This window comes from Arthrobacter sp. A2-55, assembly GCF_025548615.1.
In the GTDB taxonomy this organism is placed as follows: domain Bacteria; phylum Actinomycetota; class Actinomycetes; order Actinomycetales; family Micrococcaceae; genus Specibacter; species Specibacter silviterrae.
Genome location: NZ_JAJLOZ010000005.1, coordinates 12,635 through 32,772, shown reverse-complemented (window position 1 = coordinate 32,772; position 20,138 = coordinate 12,635). Strand labels below are relative to the sequence as shown.

At 66.9% G+C, this 20,138-nt stretch carries 20 protein-coding genes; 13 read left to right on the top strand and 7 right to left on the bottom strand.

The annotated features are described in order from the left end of the window. Positions 1-6 precede the first annotated feature (6 nt). Positions 7-663, bottom strand: a complete 657-nt coding sequence (locus LPN03_RS02610; RefSeq protein ID WP_165182476.1) for a LuxR C-terminal-related transcriptional regulator — start codon at positions 661-663, stop codon at positions 7-9. After that, positions 660-2,003, bottom strand: a complete 1,344-nt coding sequence (locus LPN03_RS02605; RefSeq protein WP_262453013.1) for an ATP-binding protein — start codon at positions 2,001-2,003, stop codon at positions 660-662. Before LPN03_RS02605 ends, LPN03_RS02610 begins: the two co-directional genes overlap by 4 nt. A gap of 114 nt (positions 2,004-2,117) precedes the next feature. Here LPN03_RS02605 and LPN03_RS02600 point away from each other — a divergent pair, with 114 nt between their 5' ends. The 4 genes from LPN03_RS02600 to LPN03_RS02585 all read left to right on the top strand — a co-directional run bounded on the left by LPN03_RS02600 (position 2,118) and on the right by LPN03_RS02585 (position 5,886). Then, positions 2,118-3,587, top strand: a complete 1,470-nt coding sequence (locus LPN03_RS02600) for a PspC domain-containing protein (protein WP_262453012.1) — start codon at positions 2,118-2,120, stop codon at positions 3,585-3,587. Between the two features lie 16 nt (positions 3,588-3,603). Further along, positions 3,604-3,885: an LPXTG cell wall anchor domain-containing protein gene (locus tag LPN03_RS02595; RefSeq protein ID WP_165182479.1), complete on the top strand. Its 282-nt coding sequence runs from the start codon at positions 3,604-3,606 to the stop codon at positions 3,883-3,885. A 138-nt stretch (positions 3,886-4,023) separates the two neighbouring features. Continuing rightward, positions 4,024-5,049, top strand: coding sequence for a 6-phosphofructokinase (locus LPN03_RS02590; RefSeq protein WP_165182480.1), 1,026 nt, complete (start codon positions 4,024-4,026; stop codon positions 5,047-5,049). Between the two features lie 63 nt (positions 5,050-5,112). After that, entirely contained in the window at positions 5,113-5,886 is a 774-nt protein-coding gene (locus tag LPN03_RS02585; protein ID WP_262453008.1) for a GNAT family N-acetyltransferase, read from the top strand. Here the strand turns inward: LPN03_RS02585 and LPN03_RS02580 are convergent. The 5 genes from LPN03_RS02580 to LPN03_RS02560 all read right to left on the bottom strand — a co-directional run bounded on the left by LPN03_RS02580 (position 5,834) and on the right by LPN03_RS02560 (position 10,748). Beyond that, entirely contained in the window at positions 5,834-7,330 is a 1,497-nt protein-coding gene (locus LPN03_RS02580; RefSeq protein WP_262453006.1) for a DHA2 family efflux MFS transporter permease subunit, read from the bottom strand. The genes LPN03_RS02585 and LPN03_RS02580 overlap by 53 nt on opposite strands. A 9-nt stretch (positions 7,331-7,339) precedes the next feature. Continuing rightward, positions 7,340-7,960 carry a PadR family transcriptional regulator gene (locus tag LPN03_RS02575; RefSeq protein ID WP_262453004.1) on the bottom strand — a complete coding sequence of 207 codons (621 nt, stop codon included), beginning with the start codon at positions 7,958-7,960 and terminating at the stop codon, positions 7,340-7,342. A 103-nt stretch (positions 7,961-8,063) separates the two neighbouring features. Then, entirely contained in the window at positions 8,064-9,161 is a 1,098-nt protein-coding gene (locus LPN03_RS02570) for a YgfZ/GcvT domain-containing protein (RefSeq protein WP_165182484.1), read from the bottom strand. A 103-nt stretch (positions 9,162-9,264) separates the two neighbouring features. After that, positions 9,265-9,864 (bottom strand): FABP family protein, encoded by a 600-nt coding sequence (locus LPN03_RS02565; RefSeq protein WP_262453002.1) that lies wholly within the window; start codon positions 9,862-9,864, stop codon positions 9,265-9,267. Between the two features lie 149 nt (positions 9,865-10,013). Continuing rightward, positions 10,014-10,748, bottom strand: a complete 735-nt coding sequence (locus LPN03_RS02560; protein ID WP_240902106.1) for a permease — start codon at positions 10,746-10,748, stop codon at positions 10,014-10,016. A gap of 159 nt (positions 10,749-10,907) precedes the next feature. Between LPN03_RS02560 and LPN03_RS02555 the strand changes: the two genes are divergently transcribed. From LPN03_RS02555 to LPN03_RS02515, 9 genes are all read left to right on the top strand, one after another. Continuing rightward, entirely contained in the window at positions 10,908-11,609 is a 702-nt protein-coding gene (locus LPN03_RS02555; protein ID WP_165182486.1) for a winged-helix domain-containing protein, read from the top strand. Between the two features lie 232 nt (positions 11,610-11,841). Further along, on the top strand, positions 11,842-12,825 hold the full coding sequence (gene mshD / locus LPN03_RS02550) for a mycothiol synthase (protein WP_165182487.1): 984 nt from the start codon (positions 11,842-11,844) through the stop codon (positions 12,823-12,825). 108 nt (positions 12,826-12,933) lie between these two features. Beyond that, positions 12,934-15,177, top strand: a complete 2,244-nt coding sequence (locus LPN03_RS02545) for an RNA degradosome polyphosphate kinase (RefSeq protein WP_262452996.1) — start codon at positions 12,934-12,936, stop codon at positions 15,175-15,177. Next, the gene (locus LPN03_RS02540; RefSeq protein ID WP_165182489.1) at positions 15,177-16,145 is read left to right on the top strand and encodes an NUDIX hydrolase; all 969 of its coding nucleotides are present in this window, start codon (positions 15,177-15,179) and stop codon (positions 16,143-16,145) included. The genes LPN03_RS02545 and LPN03_RS02540 overlap by 1 nt, the downstream gene beginning before the upstream one ends. A 65-nt stretch (positions 16,146-16,210) precedes the next feature. Next, on the top strand, positions 16,211-17,878 hold the full coding sequence (locus tag LPN03_RS02535; RefSeq protein ID WP_262452993.1) for a hypothetical protein: 1,668 nt from the start codon (positions 16,211-16,213) through the stop codon (positions 17,876-17,878). Between the two features lie 6 nt (positions 17,879-17,884). Beyond that, complete coding sequence (locus tag LPN03_RS02530; RefSeq protein WP_165182491.1) at positions 17,885-18,277, top strand: GntR family transcriptional regulator; 393 nt, start codon at positions 17,885-17,887, stop codon at positions 18,275-18,277. Between the two features lie 10 nt (positions 18,278-18,287). Continuing rightward, positions 18,288-19,106: a thymidylate synthase gene (locus tag LPN03_RS02525; RefSeq protein WP_165182492.1), complete on the top strand. Its 819-nt coding sequence runs from the start codon at positions 18,288-18,290 to the stop codon at positions 19,104-19,106. Then, the gene (locus LPN03_RS02520) at positions 19,103-19,687 is read left to right on the top strand and encodes a dihydrofolate reductase (RefSeq protein ID WP_165182493.1); all 585 of its coding nucleotides are present in this window, start codon (positions 19,103-19,105) and stop codon (positions 19,685-19,687) included. The genes LPN03_RS02525 and LPN03_RS02520 overlap by 4 nt, the downstream gene beginning before the upstream one ends. Before the next feature lie 15 nt (positions 19,688-19,702). Continuing rightward, the gene (locus LPN03_RS02515) at positions 19,703-20,080 is read left to right on the top strand and encodes a tripartite tricarboxylate transporter permease (protein ID WP_165182494.1); all 378 of its coding nucleotides are present in this window, start codon (positions 19,703-19,705) and stop codon (positions 20,078-20,080) included. The last annotated feature ends 58 nt before the right edge of the window (positions 20,081-20,138 follow it).

Genomic DNA, 20,138 nt, shown 5'->3' with positions numbered 1-20,138 from the left:
TACGCCTTACAGCAGCCTGCGGTCGGCGGCCCAGCGGGTGAGTTCGTGCCGGGAGGACAGTTGGAGCTTGCGCAGCACGGCTGAGACGTGCGTTTCCACGGTCTTGATGGAGATAAACAGGGCCTTCGCCACCTCCTTGTAGGAGTAGCCGCGGGCAATGAGCCGCATGACCTCCAGCTCCCGGGCGGACAGCTTGTCGAGCTCATCCTCCACGGCCACCTCGGCCGTGCCAAAGGCGTCAAGCACAAAGCCGGCCAGCCGCGGGGAAAACACGGCGTCTCCCCCGGCAACCCGGCGGACGGCGTCGGATATTTCCGTGCCGGAGATCGATTTGGTGACATAGCCGCGGGCGCCGGCGCGGATCACGGAGACCACGTCCTCCGCGGCGTCCGAGACGCTCAGTGCCAGGAACTTCACCTGTCCCAGCATCCCGGCGCACCCCGAGATGACCTCGCGCCCGCCCTGGCCGCGTCCGCCAGGCAGGTGGACGTCAAGGAGCACCACATCCGGCGTGTGGGCGGCGACGGCGGCAATGGCTTCCTCCACCGTGGCGGCCTCCGCCAGCACGTGGATGTCCGGGGCAAGGTCCGCCTTGAGCCCGGAGCGGAAGATGGCGTGGTCGTCCACCACGACCACCCGGATGGGCTGCCCTGCAGCTGTCATTTCGCTTCCTCCGCGTCCGTGTTCCTGGCTGTGCCGGTGGCTGCCGCGGCCTGCGCGGGCCCGCCGGGCAGGTGGAGGCGCACCTCCGTGCCGTCAGGTGAACTAATGATCTCAGCCGAGCCGCCATTGCGTTGCATGCGCCCGACGACGGACTCCCGGACTCCCAGCCTGTCCGGCGGCACGGCGCCGGGATCGAACCCCGGCCCGCGGTCCTTGACGAAGACGTCGACTCCGGAGGGGGCCGCCTCAACGTACACGGACACGGGCGTCCCGCCGTGGCGGACGCCGTTCAGCACGGCCTCACGCGTGGCCTGGACCAGGGCGCGCATGGGCTCGCCCAGCTCGGCATCCCCCACCGTCACCAGTTCCACCGGCAGGCCGTGGAGATCCTCGACTTCGGCGCACACGGCCTTGATCCCCGCAACCAGCCGGCCCGTGTCCTGCCCGGCATCCTGGTAGATCCAGCTGCGCAGTTCGCGTTCCTGTGCGCGGGCCAGCCGGCTGACGTCCTGGGGCGAATCCGCCCGTTTTTGGATCAGCGCCAAGGTTTGCAGCACGGAGTCGTGCAGGTGGGCAGCAATCTCCGCCCGCTGGGCTTCGCGGATGCGCCCGGCGCGCTCGGCCTGGAGATCGCGCCAAAACTTCAGTGCCCAGGGTGCCAGGACCAGCCCGACGCCGGCCAGCACGGCCACCGAGGCGACCACGGACGCCCAGACCAGCGCCCAGGAGCCGGAGCCGGTGACGATGATGAGCACCCCGGCCACCACCAGGATCAGGCCCGCCACAAACCGGGCCACCGACCAGGGGGTGTCCATCTTTGCCGCGTTAAGCAGGCCCACGCGCCTGGTGGCGTCAAGCTGCATCCAGGCCAGCACGGCACCCGCGGCAATGACGCCCAAGGGAATGATGGTGCCCAGGTTGAGGTTCACCCCGGCCCTGGCGCTGAACAGCAGCACCGCTGCGACCACCAATGCCCCGCCCACCAGGATTTCCCTGGCCCCCACCGAAAAGCCCGGACGGGCGCGGTCACCCTGCGGCTGCGCGGGACCTCCGGCTCCAAGCTCCGCCGCGGCCGGCTCTGCCGGGGGTGCCGGGCGGAAGAGCCTGAGCCGGGGGCCGCCGTCGTCGGCCAGCTGGGGGGCGCCCGAGGCGGCGTCATCCCCGGCGAGGGGCACCAGGATCCACAGCCAGGCGTAGAACACCACGCCCGCCCCGAACAGGAAGCAGGAGCCGGCCATGATGGCCCGGACAGTGCCGACGCGCAGGCCAAGGTGATCCGCCAGGCCGGCACACACGCCGGCAACCACACGGTCCGTGGACCTGTACATCTTTGCGCTCATGGTTCAATCCAAGCACGACCGGAGAGCGGCGGCGCAGTTTCCAAGGGTCGCATCAGGGTTCTTTCAGGGTCACCCCCGATGGCGGCGCGGGCACCGCCGGGACACGATTGAACCATGAACGAAACCCATGACCCCCAACAGCCCGACCCAGGCGCCACGCCCCCCTCAAGCGGGCAGCCCCCGCAGCAGCCTTCGCAGCCGGAAAGCCCGGGCCAGGGCTACCCCGCGCCGCCACAGCCCGCAGCGCAGGACAGCGCACGCTTCTTCCGGTGGCTGCGCTCCCTGGGCGTGCAGCGCGGCAGCAGCCGCTGGGTGGGCGGCGTGTGCAGCGGACTGGCGGACCGGTGGGGAATCGACCCTGTGATTGTCCGCGGCCTGACCGTGGTGCTCACACTGTTCTTCGGCGTCGGCCTGCTGGCCTACGGGCTGGCCTGGGCCCTGCTGCCCGAACCGGACGGCCGAATCCACGTGGAGCAGGTGGCCCGGGGGCACTGGTCCACCGGCATGACGGGCGCCGCGGTGGCCACCTGCCTGGGGCTGGCCGGGCCGGGGCAGACCTTCGTCTGGGACGGCCACAACGGCTGGTTCCCTTGGCCCGTTATCTGGGTGGCGGCCATCGTTTGCTGCGTGGTCTGGGCCGTCAACCGGGGCAAGGGGCAGCCGCCGCGGCCCTCGGGAAACCCACCCTGGCAGCAGCACTCCAGTGCGGCAGCCACCGGTACACCTTACGGATCCGGATACGCGGCCCAGGGCCCCGGCTACGCGGCTGGAACTGAAACCGGGCCCGACCCCAGGCAGCTTGCCGCCGCAGGGCCCGCGGCGAAAGCCGGCGCCTGGACTGAGCACACCTTGGGCCCGAATGGCCCCCTCGGAGCGAACGGGCCGCTTGGCCCTAACGGACCCCTCGGACAGAACGGACGGCCGGCCCTCAAGGCGCCACCCCGCCTGGGTGCTGCAGCAAGCCTGCTCTCGCTGGGACTGGCCGTCATGGTGGGCGCACTGGTGCTTATCCTCAATGCAGCCGGGATCATCAACCTCAACGGCTACCAGGTGGCGGCCGCCGCGGCCGCCGCAGCCATCACCGCGGGACTGGCCATCATCATCTCGGGGATACTCGGGCGCACGGCGGGCGGGGTGGGCACCTTTGCGATCATCGCACTGGTGGTTGCGGGCCTGCTGAGCGTGGTCCCGCTGCACGGTCCCTGGACGCCCCTGGCGAACCAGTCATGGACCCCCACCAGTGTCAGTGCGGCCGAACAAGGGCTCGATGTGATGGTGGGCAACGCCGCAATCGACCTGACCCACGTCTCCCAAGGCAGCTCCCTCACGGCTGACGTCCAGATCCCCCTCAACGTAGTTGCCGCCAAGGTGGTGGTGAAGGTGCCCACCGACATCCCCGTCACGGTCACCAGCGACCTCGCGGTGTCAAAACTCGACGTCCAGGGCGGTGCCGGCCAAGGCGGGGGCGCGGTGGTGCAGAACTCCTCCACGCAGCTCAACCCCGGGCTGAAAGGCAGCGGACTGGCCATCACCCTCAACGGCGCCGCAGCCACCATCGCCTTTGTCCCGACACCCGGCAACTAAGAACCTGGAGAATGCCATGAACACCCCAACAGAACCCATCAGCTTTCCCGGCGACGACAATGTCACGCGCCCAGACGCGGGCGCCGAAGCACAAACACAAACTGAGTCCACCCGGCACCCGGTGAGGGTCGGCACCCTGGTGTGGGGCGCCGTCGTGGTGGTCCTGGGCATCCTGGTCATCGCCTCCCGCCAGGCCGGCCTGCGGCTGGACACCGGCCAGACGGCCATGTGGCTGCTCTTCGGCGCGGGCCTGGCCATGGTGGCCGGCGGGGCCGTGAGCGTGCTGCGCAAGAAGTGACGGCGGCGGTGGCGGAATCCGTGTCCACCCCGCGGTCAAGAGTTGCCCCGGTCACATGACCGTCTAGAATGGCCTGTGAGGAGCTCAACGGTGCGCTCAAGACACATTGACTCCATCACACCGAAGGGCCCAACACCCATGAAGATTGGCATTCTCACCAGCGGAGGCGACTGCCCCGGACTCAACGCCGTGATCCGCGGCATTGTTTTGAAGGGCATCAAGGTCTACGGCCACGAATTTGTGGGCTTCAGGGACGGCTGGCGGGGCGTTGTTGAGGGCGACATCATGGACCTGCCCCGCCAGATGGTCCGCGGCATTTCCAAGCAGGGCGGCACCATCCTGGGCACCTCGCGGACCAACCCGTTCGACGGCGACGGCGGCCCCGAGGTCATCAAGGCCCACCTGGAACGCCTCGGCATTGACGCCATGATCGCCATTGGCGGCGAGGGGACGCTGGCTGCGGCCCGCCGGCTCACGGATGCCGGGCTGAAAATTGTGGGCGTGCCGAAAACCGTGGACAACGACCTTGACGCCACCGACTACACCTTCGGCTTCGACACGGCCGTGCAAATTGCCACCGAGGCCATCGACCGGCTGCGGACCACCGGGGAGTCACACCACCGGTGCATGATCGCCGAGGTCATGGGCCGCCATGTGGGCTGGATTGCCCTGCACGCCGGCATGGCCACGGGCGCCCACGCCATCTTGATTCCGGAACAAAACACCAGCATGGACCAGATTGTGGAATGGGTCCAGGAAGCCCACGAACGCGGCCGCGCACCCCTGGTGGTGGTGGCAGAAGGGTTCGTCCCGGACCACCGGGACTCCGCCCATTCAGAACGCGGCATGGACACCTTCGGCCGCCCGCGGCTGGGCGGCATCGGCGAACAGCTGGCCCCGGAAATTGAAGCCCGTACGGGCATCGAAACCCGCGCCACCATCCTGGGCCACATCCAGCGCGGCGGCGTGCCCTCCAGCTTTGATCGGGTTCTGGCGACCCGCCTGGGCATGGCCGCCGTTGATTCCGTGGTGGAGGAACGCTGGGGCACCATGGTCTCCCTCAAGGGCACCGAGATTGAGCACGTGCCCTTTGAGGCAGCCCTCGGCAACCTCAAGGTGGTGCCGCAGCACCGCTACGACGAGGCCGCGATCCTTTTCGGCTGACACCGTCCGGCCAGCCCCCATGCCCCGCGCAGACCCCTGCAGCGGGGCGTTAAGGTTTAATCCATGACCTTTGACCTCAGCTCGGCCCCCATTGTCCGGCTCGCCTGGGAACGCGGGCTGGGCCTGCCGGAGGGTTCCCTTGTCATGGGCCGGGATGGCAGCCGGATCACCCATGCCACCGACGACGGCCGGCTGACGTTCGTGCGGTTGTGGGAGCAATCGATCCTGACCGGCCCTCCCGCCGTGCTGGAGGCCGCACGGGCCCACAGCGATGACGAGCTCAGCGACCATGCCGTGATGCTCCGCCTCACGCGCGGCTTTGGCGGGCGTGGCCGCGGCACCCAGGCCCTGTATTTCGCAGACGAGCTGGAGGTCCGCCAGCCGGCAGGGAGCATCATGGTCTCCCACGGGAACCCGGAGGCCGTGGCGCTTGAGGCGATGTGCCCGCCCGACGACGTGAACGACGTCGGCCTGGCCGCCATGCCCCACAAGTTCACCCTGATGGGGCTCCCCGGGCAAAGCCGGGATCCTGGCGCGGACTGGGACGGCGATCCGCAGGAGGCTGCGCATTCGGCCGGACCGGTTGCGTGCAGTGCCTACGCCGAGTTTCAGGGGTTATTGGCCCGGCTGGGCACCCTGGTGGCCCCCGCCCACCGGAATCAGGGGCTTGGGCTGCTGGCCACCTCAATTGCTGCGCACGAGGCGCTCGCCGCCGGGCTGATAGTCCAGTGGCGGGCGGACATCAACAACGTGCCCGCCCACGCACTGGCCATGGCAGCGGGACTTAGTGTGGCTGGTTTGCAGACGACCGTTGACCTTCATACTCCGCATAAATAGCTTCCACGGAGCGGGGCTTGGCGAAGAAGGCCGCGGTTGCTGCACCCAGCACCACCACTGCAGCGGGCAGGATGATGGACTGGCCCATCGCCGTCGCAAATCCGGCCTGCAGGAACGCCGGCAGCTGACCCGACACCCCGGAGGCGCCCTGCGAAGCGCCAGCGGGCATCTCGGCCGCCAGGCGGGCGGAGATCAGGGCGGCAATCGCGGCACTGCCCAGCACCGAACCGATTTGGCGCGTGGTGTTGTAAATTCCGGCACCGGCCCCGGCCTCGCTGGGGCCCAGGTTGCGGGTGGCCGTGGTGGACAGCGGCGCCCAGATGCCGGAGCTGGCAATGCCCAGCAGCCCGCTGGGGAGCAGGAACAGCCAGATGGGCGTGTCGGGGCTCATCAGCGACGATGTCCACAAGAGGGAGACGGACATCAGCACGAAGCCGGTCAGCGCCACGTAGCGCGGGTTCGCCAGGTCCACCAGCTTGCCGACAAACGGTGCCAGCACGCCGGAGAACAGCGCCATGGGGACCATCATGAGCGCCGATTGCGTAGGTGTCATGCCGCGCACCAGCTGGTAGTAGAAGAACAGCGGCAGGCTCATGGCCGTCACGCTGAAGCCCATGGTGGTGATGGCAATGTTGGCCAGGGAGAAGTTGCGGACCTTGAACAGGTGCAGCGGGACCAGGGCCTCGCCCTTCGTCGTGCCCTGCCAGATCCCGAACAGCACCAGGAACACCAGGCCGGCAATGATCAGCCCCCACACGGTGATGGGGCCTGAAATGGCTCCCCAGTTGTACTTTTCGCCTTCCTGGATCCCAAAGACCAGCATGAACAGCCCGATCGAGCTCAGGGCCACGCCCAGCAGGTCGAACTTGTGGTCGTGCGTCTTCAGGGCCGGCACCAGGCGGACGGCCATGACGAACGCCACGACGCCCACGGGCACGTTGACAAAGAAGATCCATTCCCAGCCCAGGCCGTCCACCAGCACGCCGCCCAGGATGGGACCCACCAGCATGGCCACCCCGGCGGTGGCGCCCCACAGGCCCATGGCCGGGCCACGCTTGTCAGGGGCAAAGATGCGAGTAATGACGGCCATGGTCTGTGGCGTCATCATGGCCGCGCCGAGCCCCTGCACGGCACGGGCCAGGATCAGCATGCCGATGCTGCCGGACAGGCCGCACCACAGCGACGCCAGCGTGAACACGCTCAGGCCGATCAGGTACAGGTTCTTGGGCCCGTATTTGTCTCCCATGCGCCCGGTGACAAGCAGCGGGACGGCGTATGCCAGCAGGTAGGCGCTGGTCACCCAGATGACGGAGTTGATGTCGGTGTGCAGGCCCTCCATGATCTTCGGGTTGGCCACCGAGACGATGGTTGAGTCGACCAGGATCATGAAGAACCCCAGCACAAGCGCCCATAGCGCGGGCCAAGGTTTTGCCACGGTTTCCATGCTTGTTCCTTAAAGTTTGTTTCGAGCCGTTTGGTCGAAGAATTCGTCCGGCTGCCATGGCAGCGCGCCGGTGGTGATGTCTGAGTGCAGCTGCCGGATCCAGTCCAGCTCTGCCTTGGTGATGGCCTGTTGGTACAACACTTCCACCCAGAACCTTTGTTCCACGCCCCGGGATATTGCGTTCCGCTGGTCTGCTTCCAGCTCCGCCGCGTGCGCTTCCAGTGCCGCAATCCGCTGCCCCAGCAGGCCAAGCACGACGCCGGCCGGCAGGTTGTGTGCCTCGGCCACGGCCTGCGGGAAGCTGGGGTATTCAACTGCCGGCTGCGCCAGCAGCTTCTTGAGTTCCGTTTCCAAGGCTTCGCGGCCGGCTTCGAGTATGGCGTAAGTGGTCCGCTCGGGCCTGTTTCCGTCCCGCTCGGTGCCCGCAGCCTTGACCAGGTCTGCCGCTGCCAGCCGGCCCACCGTGTGGTACAGCGTGCCCGGCCGGATCTTGACCAGGCGGTCTTCCCTGCGGTGCATGAGCACCTGGTACATCTCGTAGGGGTGCATGGGACGTTCCGCCAACAGGCCGAGTGCCGCGACAGCCAGGGGCGTGAGCCGCTTGTTCTGTGCCTCTTGTTGTTGCTCCATGACCCTGCCTTCCATCTAGCCCATAAGAATTATTCCACGTGGACTATTGGGGCACAATGGCGCGGATCACAGGAGTTGACGTTTTTTCCGGCTACTGCGGGGCTTAGTGCGGGGTGCGGAGGAAGCCCTTGGCGCGCCCCACCACCTGGCCGGCGTCGGTGGCCACAATCAGCTCCTGGGCCGCCACGTACTTTTCGCCGTCGTCGTCAATCATCAGGACCGCCTCCGGGTCCACGGTGCGCTTGATGACGGCCAGGCCGATGGGTCCCATCTCATAATGTTGGGCAACGCTGGTCAGGCGGCCCACCTGGCGCTCGCCGTCATAGACGGCACTGCCGGCGGCCGGAATGGTGTGCTGCGAGCCGTCCAGCTGCAGGAAAACCAGCCGGCGCGGCGGCCTGCCCAGGTTGTGGACGCGGGCAATGGTTTCCTGGCCCTTGTAGCAGCCCTTCGACAGGTGCACTGCAGTGCGCAGCAGGTCCAGTTCATGGGGAATGGTCTTTTCATCCGTCTCGGCGCCCCGGCGGGGGCGCCACGCGGCAATCCGGAGGGCCTCCGCAGCCCAGGCGCCGGCGAGGGGGCGCTGTCCAACGGTGGCCACCAGGTCCGCAGCCGGCACCAGGTATTCGTGCCACGGCCGTTCCAGGCCCGGGTGTTCGGATTCATCGACGGCGGCGTAGCTGTAGCCGCCGGCCCCGATGTGGGGCCAGGGGTCGGTCCATTGGAGCAGGGAGTCCCACTCGGGCACCTCGGCCACCGAGCCCAGCACGGCCCAGTCGGCGGAGACGTCGGCAATCTCAACGCGCAGCATGAACTTCATGGACGCCAGCCAGTCAGCCAGCGGGGCGGCCTCGGCGGTTTCCACAATCAGCCAGGTGGTGGTTCCGTCGTCAACCACGCGGGCATCGTAGTCAATGCGGCCCTGCAGGCTCAGCAGCAGCAGTTCGGTGCCCACGCGGGGTTCAAGTTTCGTGACGCCCTGGGAGGAAAGTGTGTTGAGCCAGCTCAGCCTGTCGGGGCCGGACACCGTGACCACGCCCCGGTGTGAGAGGTCCACCACGGCTGTGGGCGGCAGGCCGTTGTACCCCGCCAGCAGCCGCTGTTCCCGGTTCGGATCCCCGTAGTGCGAGGCAACGCCCGCATCAAGGCCTCCCGCAAGCACGGCTCCATGGCGGTTTAGCAAAGGACTCTTATAGCTCATAACGTGTGCAACGCCTTCCCTGAATGGCCTATTCCGGCACGTGCCTGACCCGTCCGGACTATCATCACGCCGGCGGCCGGGCCCGGCAGCGGCACAGAGCCGCCTACGCGACCTTGTGGAGTGCTGCTGAGGCGTGGGCCTCGAGGGACTTGCCCTGTGCGGCCGCGTCCCAGCGCCAGTAGAGGTCGCCGTTGACCAGGCCAAAGATGCGGGTGGCCGCCTTGTAGTCCTTGGAGCCGGCGCCGCGCATGACGGCGTCGGTGGACAGCTGGATCTGCGGACCCTTGATGCTGCCGTAATACAGTTCGGAGATGCCGCCAGGGTGGACGATGGTGGCCATGATGTCGAAGCCGCCGTCGGCATTGCGGAGGGCTTCGACGTCGTCGGCGGTGCGCAAGGCCGGCACAATGTCGGCCGGGACCAGTCCGGGGCCGCCGTCGGCGTCGTTGAGGGTGCGGTCCAGCTGCCAGAAGCCCGTCTCGACGGCGAGGGGGCGCAGCACCGTGCCATCCTCGTCGGTGAGCCAGGTTTCAGCGGTGTACTGGAGGTACGGGAGCCCGTTCGCGGCAAAGGTCGCGGTTTGGGTGAAATAGCCCGAATCCGCGTCTCCCTCGCCCAGCCGGCCGTGCCCGGTCCAGGTGCCCAGCAGCCAGGAAAGGGGGACCAGTTCGGGGGTCAGGCCCGTGGGGATCTCAATGGCCATGGAGGCTACTGCTGGCCCTTGAACAGGCGCCACACCACCAGACCGGCGAACCAGGCCATGGTGATGCCGGCCAGTACCAGCAGGCAGATGAAGAAAATTTCCAAGGCAAGTACGCTCATGGTGCCATCCTATCGTGATCTTTTGCGGAGCTACGTCAGAAGCAGTTTATCGACGAAATAAACCAGCGCCCCGAGCGAGAGGATGGGGGCCAGCGCAGCCGACACACCCCCGATGACGTTGCGGACCGGCCCGGAAAGCGTCCGCAGGCGGTGGAAGCCGGCGATTACGGCAGCCAGCAGCGCCCCCAGGACTGCCGCAGGAATGATGCGTACGTCCGAAAACAACAGCGCCGCCAGGGGTCCGGCCAGCGCGGCCAGGACGATGGCCAGCGGGGCGGAGACCCGGTCCGGAATGGCCAGCATGCCGATGCCCAGGGCGACGGCGGCACTAATGGCGGTGATCAGCGTCATGCCGGGTTCGCCCAGGAACCGGTAGGACGCCACCCAACCGCCGGCCAGCCCGGCAATGGCGACGCCGGCGCCCGCCCCCAGCGTGGATTCAAGCCGGTGTGCCTGGCCGGTGCCGCGGATCAGCTGCACCACCATGACGGCGCCAAAACCAACTGCAATGAAGATGGGCGTCCATGTGAGGTAGTTTGAATCCCGGGTCAGGCCTGCCGTGGCGGCTGAACCGGCACCCGTCAAGGCGATGACGGTGCCCAAGGTTTTTTTGGCCGGAATGCCCAGGTAATGCGGCCAGCCGAGCCCAAAGACCGCCGCCAGCACCACACCGAGGACCACGGTGTAGGCGAGCCCCAGCGCATGGCCGGCGACAATGGCAGCGAGCGCGGCAATTCCAACAAGTCCCGCAGTTGATGACTTCACACACCAATCCTGCCCTATTGTGGCGGTACACTGTGGAAAACCCCCGCAGCCGGTGCGTTGGGCCAGGTGCAGCCGAGCCGCACCCGAGCCGGATCCCGGCAGCAGGACATTCAGTGGTTCGTCGCTCAAAGATGCGCACCCCGCACTTTGGAGGAAGTCATGTCGCAGATACTCATGCTGACCAACAACCACGGAAGTTCCGTGGATGTTTTGCCTGCGCTGGAACTGCTCAGCCACTCCGTGCACATTCTCCCCGCCGTCCCCACCGCACTGCTGGATGCCAAGCCCTCAGACTTGATCATGGTCGATGCCCGCAAGGACCTGGCCGGTTCCCGCTCGCTGACGCAGCTGTTGCGGGCCACCGGCATCAGCGTCCCGCTGCTGCTTGTGCTGACTGAGGGCGGCATGGCTGCCGTGTCCGCGTCCTGGGCGGCCGACGACGTGGTGCTGGAATCCGCGGGCCCGGCCGAAGTTGAAGCCCGCATCCGGCTGGCACTGACCCGCGTGGCCGGTGCGGAGGACGCCGTCAGCCACGAGATCCAGGCGGCAGGGGTCATCATCGACGAGGACAGCTACACCGTCCGTGTCCACGGCAACGCACTCAACCTCACCTACAAGGAGTTTGAACTCCTGAAGTACCTGGCCCAGCATCCGGGACGGGTTTTCACCCGGGCGCAATTGCTGAACGAGGTGTGGGGCTACGACTATTACGGGGGAACGCGCACCGTGGACGTCCACGTGCGGCGGCTGCGGGCCAAGCTCGGTTCCGACCACGAGAGCCTGATCAGCACTGTCAGGAATGTGGGCTACCGCCTGACCATCAGCAAAACGTCCGACGACGACGAACTGGCGGATGCCTGACCCGGACCGGGTCCATGCAAAATGGCCCGCTTCCCGGAGGAAGGCGGGCCATTCTTTGGTGGAGGACATACGGGTCGAACGTATCGAGGACACCCCACTGGTGCATCCCCCCTGATGCTGCCCTCAAACTCTAGGCGAGCGGCACCGCTGCACGCAAACCGGCCGGCCGCCGGCCCCGAAAATCCGCCCGTGTGTCTCGCGTTGGGCCGCCCGCGCCCACTAGGCTGTGGACATGAGCCCAGCAAACAGCAGCACCTGGCCCGTCACGGTGATTGAGGGCACCCCCCAGCCCGAAGCCCTGCGCGACATCCTTGACCTGGTGGGGGCGGCCGAAGACGAGGACGGCAACCCGCCGTTCTCCGAGCAGTCGCTCGTGGAGCTCAAGGCGAAGGCAGGCGGCCCGCACACCGTCCTGACGCTGCTCACCCACGCACCGGAAGAGAAATCCCCCACCGAGGGCGAGGACCTGGCCGGAGTGGCCGTCGTCGTGCTTAATGGCAGTGAAGGCGTGCTGGAGATCGCGGTGCACCCCCACTACCGCAACGAAGGCGTCGGCACCATGCTGGTGGACAAACTCGTGGCGGTGCGCGGGCTGCTGGGCATCAAGGCCTGGTCGCACGGTGACCATGAGGCCGCCGCGGACCTAGCCGCAAGCTACGGCTACCGCGCCATCCGCGAACTGTGGCGCATGCGCCTGGTCCGCCACGCGCCGGCGGACACCCCTGCTGCACCAAGCAGCTTTCCCACGCCCGACGGCGTCCGCCTGCGCACCTTTGTGCCGCACCAGGACGAGGGCCCGTGGCTGGCGGCCAACGCCGCTGCCTTTGCCCACCACCCCGAACAGGGCGCCATGACCCCCGCGGACCTGCAGGCCCGCATGGAGGAACCCTGGTTTGACCCGGCAGGGTTCTTCCTGGCCGTCAACGACGCCGGCGACATCCTGGGCTTCCACTGGACCAAGGTCCACCCGGCCCGCACCGGCCAAGCTGCCATGGGTGAGGTGTACGTGGTGGGCGTCACGCCCGCGGCCCAAGGCATGGGACTGGGGCGGACGTTGACCGCCCAGGGAATTGAATACCTGCAAAACCGCGGCCTGAGCGCCATCATGCTGTACGTGGACGCGGACAACGAGCCGGCCGTGGCCCTGTACCGAAAACTCGGATTCACCAAGTGGGACTCCGATGTGATGTACGGGCCGGTGTCGGCCACATCATGAGTGACCGTCCGCCGCACGGCATTTCCCGTTCCGGCACCGCCGCCTTGTAGTGTTGAAGCAGGGCACCACCGATTGTGAAGCAGCACCAACTTTTTTGAGGATTCATCCATGAAACGCGAATACACGCGGCCGGTGCAGACCGCAGCGTCATTTGGCCGGGAGCGCTTTGGCTCCGGCGAGGTCCAGGCGGCGCGGGCCACGCAGGACCGCATCGACATTCCGGAATTTGAGCCCAACCTGACCCCGTCCGGGGACATTAGCCCGGACCGGTTTTTGGACCGCGAGCTGAGCTGGCTTGCCTTCAACGCCCGCGTGCTGGAGCTTGCCGAGGACCCGGAGCTCCACCTGTTGGAACGCGTGAACTTTCTCTCCATTTTTGCCTCCAACCTGGATGAATTCTTCATGGTGCGCGTGGCCGGGCTGAAGCGCCGCATCGCCGCCGGGCTGGCCGTGCCGTCCCCGGCCGGCCTGAGCCCCATAGAGGTGCTGGAGCAGATCAGCGGCGCAGCCCACGAGTTGCAGGCACGGCACGCTCACGTGTTTGCCAGCCAAATCCGGCCCGCCCTGGCCTATGAGCACATCCACCTGGTGCATTGGGAAGAGCTAGACGACGCAGCCAAGGTCCAGCTGGGTGAGATGTTCGCGGAAAAGATGTTCCCGATCCTGACGCCGCTGGCTGTGGACCCTGCCCACCCCTTCCCGTATATCTCGGGCCTGTCGCTCAACCTGGCCGTGGTGGTCCGCAACCCGGTCAGCGAGAAGGAGCTCTTTGCCCGCCTGAAGGTCCCGGACCTGCTGCCCCGGCTGGTCTCCGTGGACGGCCCCCGCGCCGGCACTGTGCCCGGGCGCGTGGCCCGCTTCATTCCGCTGGAGGAAGTCATCGCCCAGCACCTGGACCAGCTGTTCCCGGGCATGGAAGTGCTGGAGCACCACACCTTCCGCGTCACGCGCAACGAGGACCTGGAAGTTGAGGAGGACGACGCCGAAAACCTGCTGCAGGCCCTTGAAAAGGAACTGCTGCGCCGCAAGTTCGGCCCGCCCGTGCGCCTTGAAGTGGCCACCGACATCAATCCGAACATACTGGCCTTGCTGGTGCGAGAGCTGGACATTGAGGACACCGAGGTCTACTCGCTGCCGGCCCCGCTGGACCTGCGCGGGCTCTCCATCATTGGCAACATTGACCGCAGCGACCTGCGCTATCCCAAACACCTGGGCCACACCTCGCGCCACCTCAACGAATCCGAGACGTCCAAGGCCGCCAACGTCTTCGCCGCGATGCGCCGCCGCGACATCCTCCTCCACCACCCCTACGATTCCTTTGCCACCTCGGTGCAGGCGTTCCTGGAGCAGGCCGCCTCGGACCCCAAGGTGCGCGCCATCAAGCAGACGCTGTACCGCACCTCCGGTGACTCCCCCATTGTTGATGCCCTGGTGGACGCGGCTGAGGCCGGCAAGCAGGTGCTGGCCCTGGTGGAGATCAAGGCCCGCTTCGACGAACAGGCCAACATCTCCTGGGCGCGGAAGCTGGAACAGGCCGGCGTGCACGTGGTGTACGGCATTGTGGGGCTGAAGACGCACTGCAAGCTGTCCCTGGTGGTCCGCCAGGAGCAGGACGGTCTGCGCCGCTACTGCCACATCGGCACCGGCAACTACCATCCCCGCACCGCCCGCTACTACGAGGACCTGGGCCTGCTCACGGCAGACAACCAGGTGGGCGAGGACCTCTCCAAGCTGTTCAACCAGCTGTCCGGCTACGCGCCCAAGTCCGAATTTGAACGGCTGCTGGTGGCGCCGCGCTCCGTCCGGTCCGGGCTGATTGAACGCATTGACGCCGAAATCGCCAACAAGGCCGCCGGACGGCCGGCCCAGGTGCGCTTCAAGGTCAATTCCATGGTGGACGAAGCCATCATCGATTCGCTGTACCGGGCGTCCCAGGCCGGCGTGGAGGTGGGCGTCATAGTGCGCGGCATCTGCTCGCTGCGCCCCGGCGTCCCCGAGTTGAGCGAAAATATTACGGTGCGCTCCCACCTGGGGCGCTTCCTGGAGCACTCCCGCGTGTTCACCTTTGCCAATGGCGGGGACCCCGTGGTGTACATCGGCTCGGCGGACATGATGCACCGCAACCTTGACCGCCGGGTGGAGGCCCTGGTCAGGATTTCCAACAAGGACGACATTGACGAAGTCAACGAACTCCTTGACCGCTACCTCGATGCCGGCACCTCTAGCTGGCACCTGAACAATGAAGGCGAATGGCAGCGACACCACCTGGACCCCGACGGCAGCCCCCTCACCGACATCCAGTCCTGGCTGATAGCCAGCCATTCCCGACAGCGTTCAACCCTTCGCCGGTAATGCGGACCACGGAGCATTTGGAAGAAGCAGCCGACGACGGCGGCACGGGAGTGTCCGTGTACGCCGCCGGGGCGCTGTGCTGGCGGGTGAAAAAGAAGAAGCTTGAACTGCTGCTGATACACCGCCAGCGCTACGACGACTGGTCCTGGCCCAAGGGAAAGCTGGACGCCGGCGAAACCCTGGCCGAGTGCGCCGTGCGTGAGGTGTATGAGGAAGTGGGGCTGCCCATCACCCTGGGCATTCCGCTGCCCGCCATCCGCTACGCCGTCAAGCCCGGCCTGAAGGAAGTCCACTACTGGGCCGCCGCCGTCGACGACCTCCCGCCCATGCCCGACGGGAAGGAAGTGGACACCGCCGTCTGGTGCAGCCCCAACAAGGCGCGCGGGCTGCTGTCCAACCCCTCCGACGTCCAGCCGCTTGATGCCCTGCTCGCCGCCTTTGAGGCAGGAACACTGGCCACGTGGCCGCTGCTGGTGGTCCGCCACGCCAAGGCAAAGCCGCGTTCGGCGTGGACCCGCGCCGAGGGTGACCGCCCCCTCGCTGCCACCGGGAAACGGCAGGCGCTGTACCTGCAGCGGCTGCTGATGGCCTGGCACCCCGGCAAGATCCTCACCAGCGGCTGGATGCGCTGCATCGCCACCATTTCCCCGTACGCCCAGGCCACCAAGGCCAAGGTGAAGGTCATCCCCGCGCTCACTGAAGCTGACCACAAGCGCAACCCTGCCAAGTCGGCCGCCGTGGTGGAACGGCTGCTGGCCAAGTCCAGCCCGGTGGCCGTGTGCACCCACCGCCCCGTGCTGCCTTCCGTGCTGCGCACCTTGGCGGGGCACATGGACCCGTCCCTGGCCGCCGCGCTTCCCATCAAGGACCCGCACCTGGCCCCGGGCGAGATCCTGGTGGCCCATGTGTCGGTCAACAACCCCGGATGGATCGTGGCGGTGGAGCAGCACAAGCCGTACGAGGACTGAGCCTTCCCCTCCCGCAACTTTGTACCGTACGCTTGGTACAAAGATGGCTGGCGGAGGGGGAAACCGTGTTAGGCATCAACTGGGCGGAGGCGCTAATACTGGGCGCCGTTGGTGCAATCATCATCGCCTACCTGTACTTGCGGCTGGTCAAGTGGGGCCCGCGGCCTGAACGGGCACTGGACCACATCCGCAACCATACGCTGTGGACCGGCATCATCACCTGGGCGCTCAGCAGCGAGGCAGCAGCCAACAGGGCCGGCATCATGCCCGCGCCGCAATCGGCAGGTCCCTCCATTCCCCTTGATGCGGCCGTCCCCAACCCGTGGGACACGATCCCACTTGCGGCCCTCATCGGCCCCGTGGTGGCAGTTTTGGTGGTGCACCTGCTTGGCCAGCTTTCCTGGCCCGCCCCGAAATCCCCGAAGCGCGTGGCCGTCCTGGAATACCGCAGGGTGCGGGATTTTATTGAACCGGCCCTTGGATGGACTGTCCTTGGCGTTTTCCTCCTCTCGGCGGGCACCGTGGCGTACCTGGCCTTCGCGCCGGGGCACCCTGTCAGGCTGGCGGGCTCACCCACGGAGGGAACGTGGTATGGCCCGCTGGACGGGCGGGTGCCCGGCTGGATGCTCGCCACCGCGTTGGGTGCGTCGCTGGCCATCCTGGCGGCGGGGACCTTTGCCGTAATGGCGCTCATTGCCTCCCGGAGGTCCCTCGAAGCCCTGGACAGTGTCCAAAACAAGACGCTGCGAACTGTTGGCATGAACCGGCTGCTGCGGATTTCCGCCACCATGGCATCGGGATTCGCCGCCATTGCCGGAAACTACCTGGTGCAGCTTGCCCCGGGTTCCACCGCCACGTCCTCGGTGAATTGGCTGGCCCTGACCAATCTTGCGGTGCTGGCATCGATGCTTTTCTGGAAACCTCCTTTCATCGAGGACGTGGCGTCCCCGGCCGCCTCCGGGCCCCATGCCGGCCACGGCCCCGGCCGTGGCGCTTTGGCCAACACCGGGCTCGATGCGGCGCGCCTCGCGGATTCCACCATCGCCGCAGTAGTACCGGCGGCCGTGGTGGGCGGTTTCGCAGGCGCACTCCTCATGACCTGGCTGGGCTGGATGGGGCCGGCTGTCGTGGCAACCGTCTTCATCCTCCTGACATACGCGGGGCTGGAAGTGCTGCTACGGCGCAACTATGCGACGCCGGGATTGCCGCACAAACACCTGAGCAAGTCCATCCCCTGGCCGCTCTACGCTGCACTCATCATCGCCGCGGCGGGACTGGCCATCGCACTGAACCAAGTGTGGCGTGCCAGGACCGAGGGCCTTGGCACCAGTGCGGGATGGAACGGAACAGGCGGGCCCGCGACATTCTTCGATATTCCGCTTCTGTGCGCCTTGGCTGTCGCGGCCGCGGGCGCCCTGGCTGCCTGGCAGGTGTTGCGGCGCCCAGCGCTCGGAAAGGCCTGGCCCGCACTTGATGGTGCCCTGCGGCGGCGCGCATTGTTCAGGATTGGCCGGACAGTCGCCTCCGGCTGGTTCACTGTTCTCGGCGCCGTGGTGATGGTGCTGCCAAATGAGGCCGACTCCAACCCCCTGGCACCGCAGCCAAACCTGGCGGCGCTGGGTGCCGTCTGTATTGCCTTGGCGGCACTGATGCTGGTCTTTCCCGTCCGGGCTGTTTCTCCGGCGGACTTCCTGCCGGAGTCGGCTGAAACCTCCGCCGACCTGGACGGTTAGCCCGCCATGGAAGCCCGCATCACCATCGACCTGGAAACGGCCACTCCCCCCTTCGAACAGGTCCTCAGCCAGATCTCCGCCCTCGTCGCCGTGGGCGAACTGCCTCCCGGAACTCGGCTCCCCACTGTCCGCAGCCTGGCAGGCGATCTCGGCGTGGCCGCCGGGACCGTGGCCCGAGCCTACAGGGAACTTGAGGCGGCCGGCGTCGTCACCACCCACCGGCGCCAGGGCACGGTGGTGGCGGCCACCCGCCGGGGCCAGCCACCTGCCGGGGCAACCCGGCCGCCCGAGGTGCTGGCCGCCGTCGAACATCTGGTGGCGGAAGGCCGGCGGGCCGGGCTGGATGACGGAACTCTCTTGGCGCTGCTGCAGGGCCGGCTGCGGCAGCTGGGCAAGTAGACTGTTGCGCGTGACTATTGTGACCCCGTATGAGGACCTGTTGAGGGACGTGCTTGCAAACGGCACGGCGAAATCGGACCGCACCGGCACCGGCACGCGCAGTGTCTTTGGCTGCCAGCTGCGCTTTGACCTGGCCGATTCCTTCCCGCTCATCACCACCAAGCGGGTGCACTTCAAGTCGGTGGCCCTGGAACTGCTCTGGTTCCTCCGCGGCGATTCCAATGTGCGCTGGCTGCAGGAAAACGGCGTCAAGATTTGGAATGAATGGGCGGACGACGCCGGCGAGCTGGGTCCCGTCTACGGCGTCCAGTGGCGCTCGTGGCCCACGCCGGACGGGGAGCACATAGACCAGATTTCCGCCGTGATGGACTCCCTCCGGGAGAATCCGGATTCGCGCCGCCACATCGTTTCCGCCTGGAATGTGGGCGAGCTGAAGAACATGGCGCTGCCGCCGTGCCACGCCTTCTTCCAGTTCTACGTTGCCCCCACGGAGGACGGCCGCGGGAAGCTGAGCTGCCAGCTGTACCAGCGTTCGGCGGACATGTTCCTGGGCGTTCCGTTCAACATTGCCTCCTACGCCCTGCTCACCATGATGATGGCCCAGCAGCTGGACATGGAGCCTGGCGAGTTTGTCTGGACCGGCGGCGACGTGCATATTTACGACGACCACCTGGAGCAGGTGCGCGAGCAGCTTTCCCGCGAGCCGTACCCTTATCCGCAGCTGCGCTTCAACCGCACTCCGGAATCAATTTTTGACTACAAGTTTGACGACTTTGAGCTGGTGGACTACCGGCACCATCCCACGATTAAGGCACCGATCGCCGTATGAGCACCCCCGATTCCCCCGAGCTGTACCGGTTCACCCAGCCCATTGTCGGCATGATCTGGGCCCAGACCAACCAGGGAGTGATAGGGGCCGACGGCGGCATGCCCTGGCAGCTGCCCGAGGACATGGCGCAGTTCAAGCGGGTCACCATGGGGCACCCCGTGGTCATGGGCCGCAAGACGTGGGACTCCTTCCCGGCAAAGTTCCGGCCCCTGCCGGGGCGCACCAACATCGTGGTGACCCGCCAGGAGGGGTGGGGGTCGACACCCGGGGCGGCAGGCGCCGTCGTTCTTGATTCACTGGACCAGGCACTCGTGGAGGCGCAGCTGTCCCCCGGCGGCAATGAAGTGTGGGTGCTCGGCGGCGGGCAGGTCTTCGCCCAGGCCATGGATTCGTGCAACGTGGCCGCCATTACCGTTATTAACACAGACGTGCCAGGTGACACCCAGGCGCCTGCCCTGGGGCCGGAATGGTCGTTCCGCGGCGCATCCCCCGTGAAGGGGTGGCACACGTCAAGGAACGGCACCGAATACCGCTTCACCCTGTGGGCCAAGGGCGAGACGGAATTTGTGGCGCCGGAGTAGTCAGGGCGGGCGCCCATGACGCACCTAGCACCACAGCAGCCCGACGAACCATACGAACCGCACCACAACAACCTCGTCCGGGACCGCAAGCGGATGCTGAGCAACTACGGCCCGTACTCCTACGCCCGCGGCGTGTATGTCAACGGGGCCGAGACCCCGCTCAAGCCCCGCAACATCCGGATCCAGAGTTCCATCCCCATCGTGTTTGCAATTGGAACGATTATCGCGAGCATCTGGCTCTGGGCGAGTGGCGGCGACTTCTCCGGCGTGTTGCTGATGTTCGGCTTCGCTGCCGTGTGTTTGTTGATGAGCTGGATTGGCTTTCGCACCGCCCGCCTGCGCGAGAAGTGGGAAAGGGAATACCCCGACCTGGCCAAGAACATCAAATATTGACGGCCAGCCTCAGCCGCGCACGAAAGGCGGGAAACGCCGTCGAGCCTGTTCATGGGGT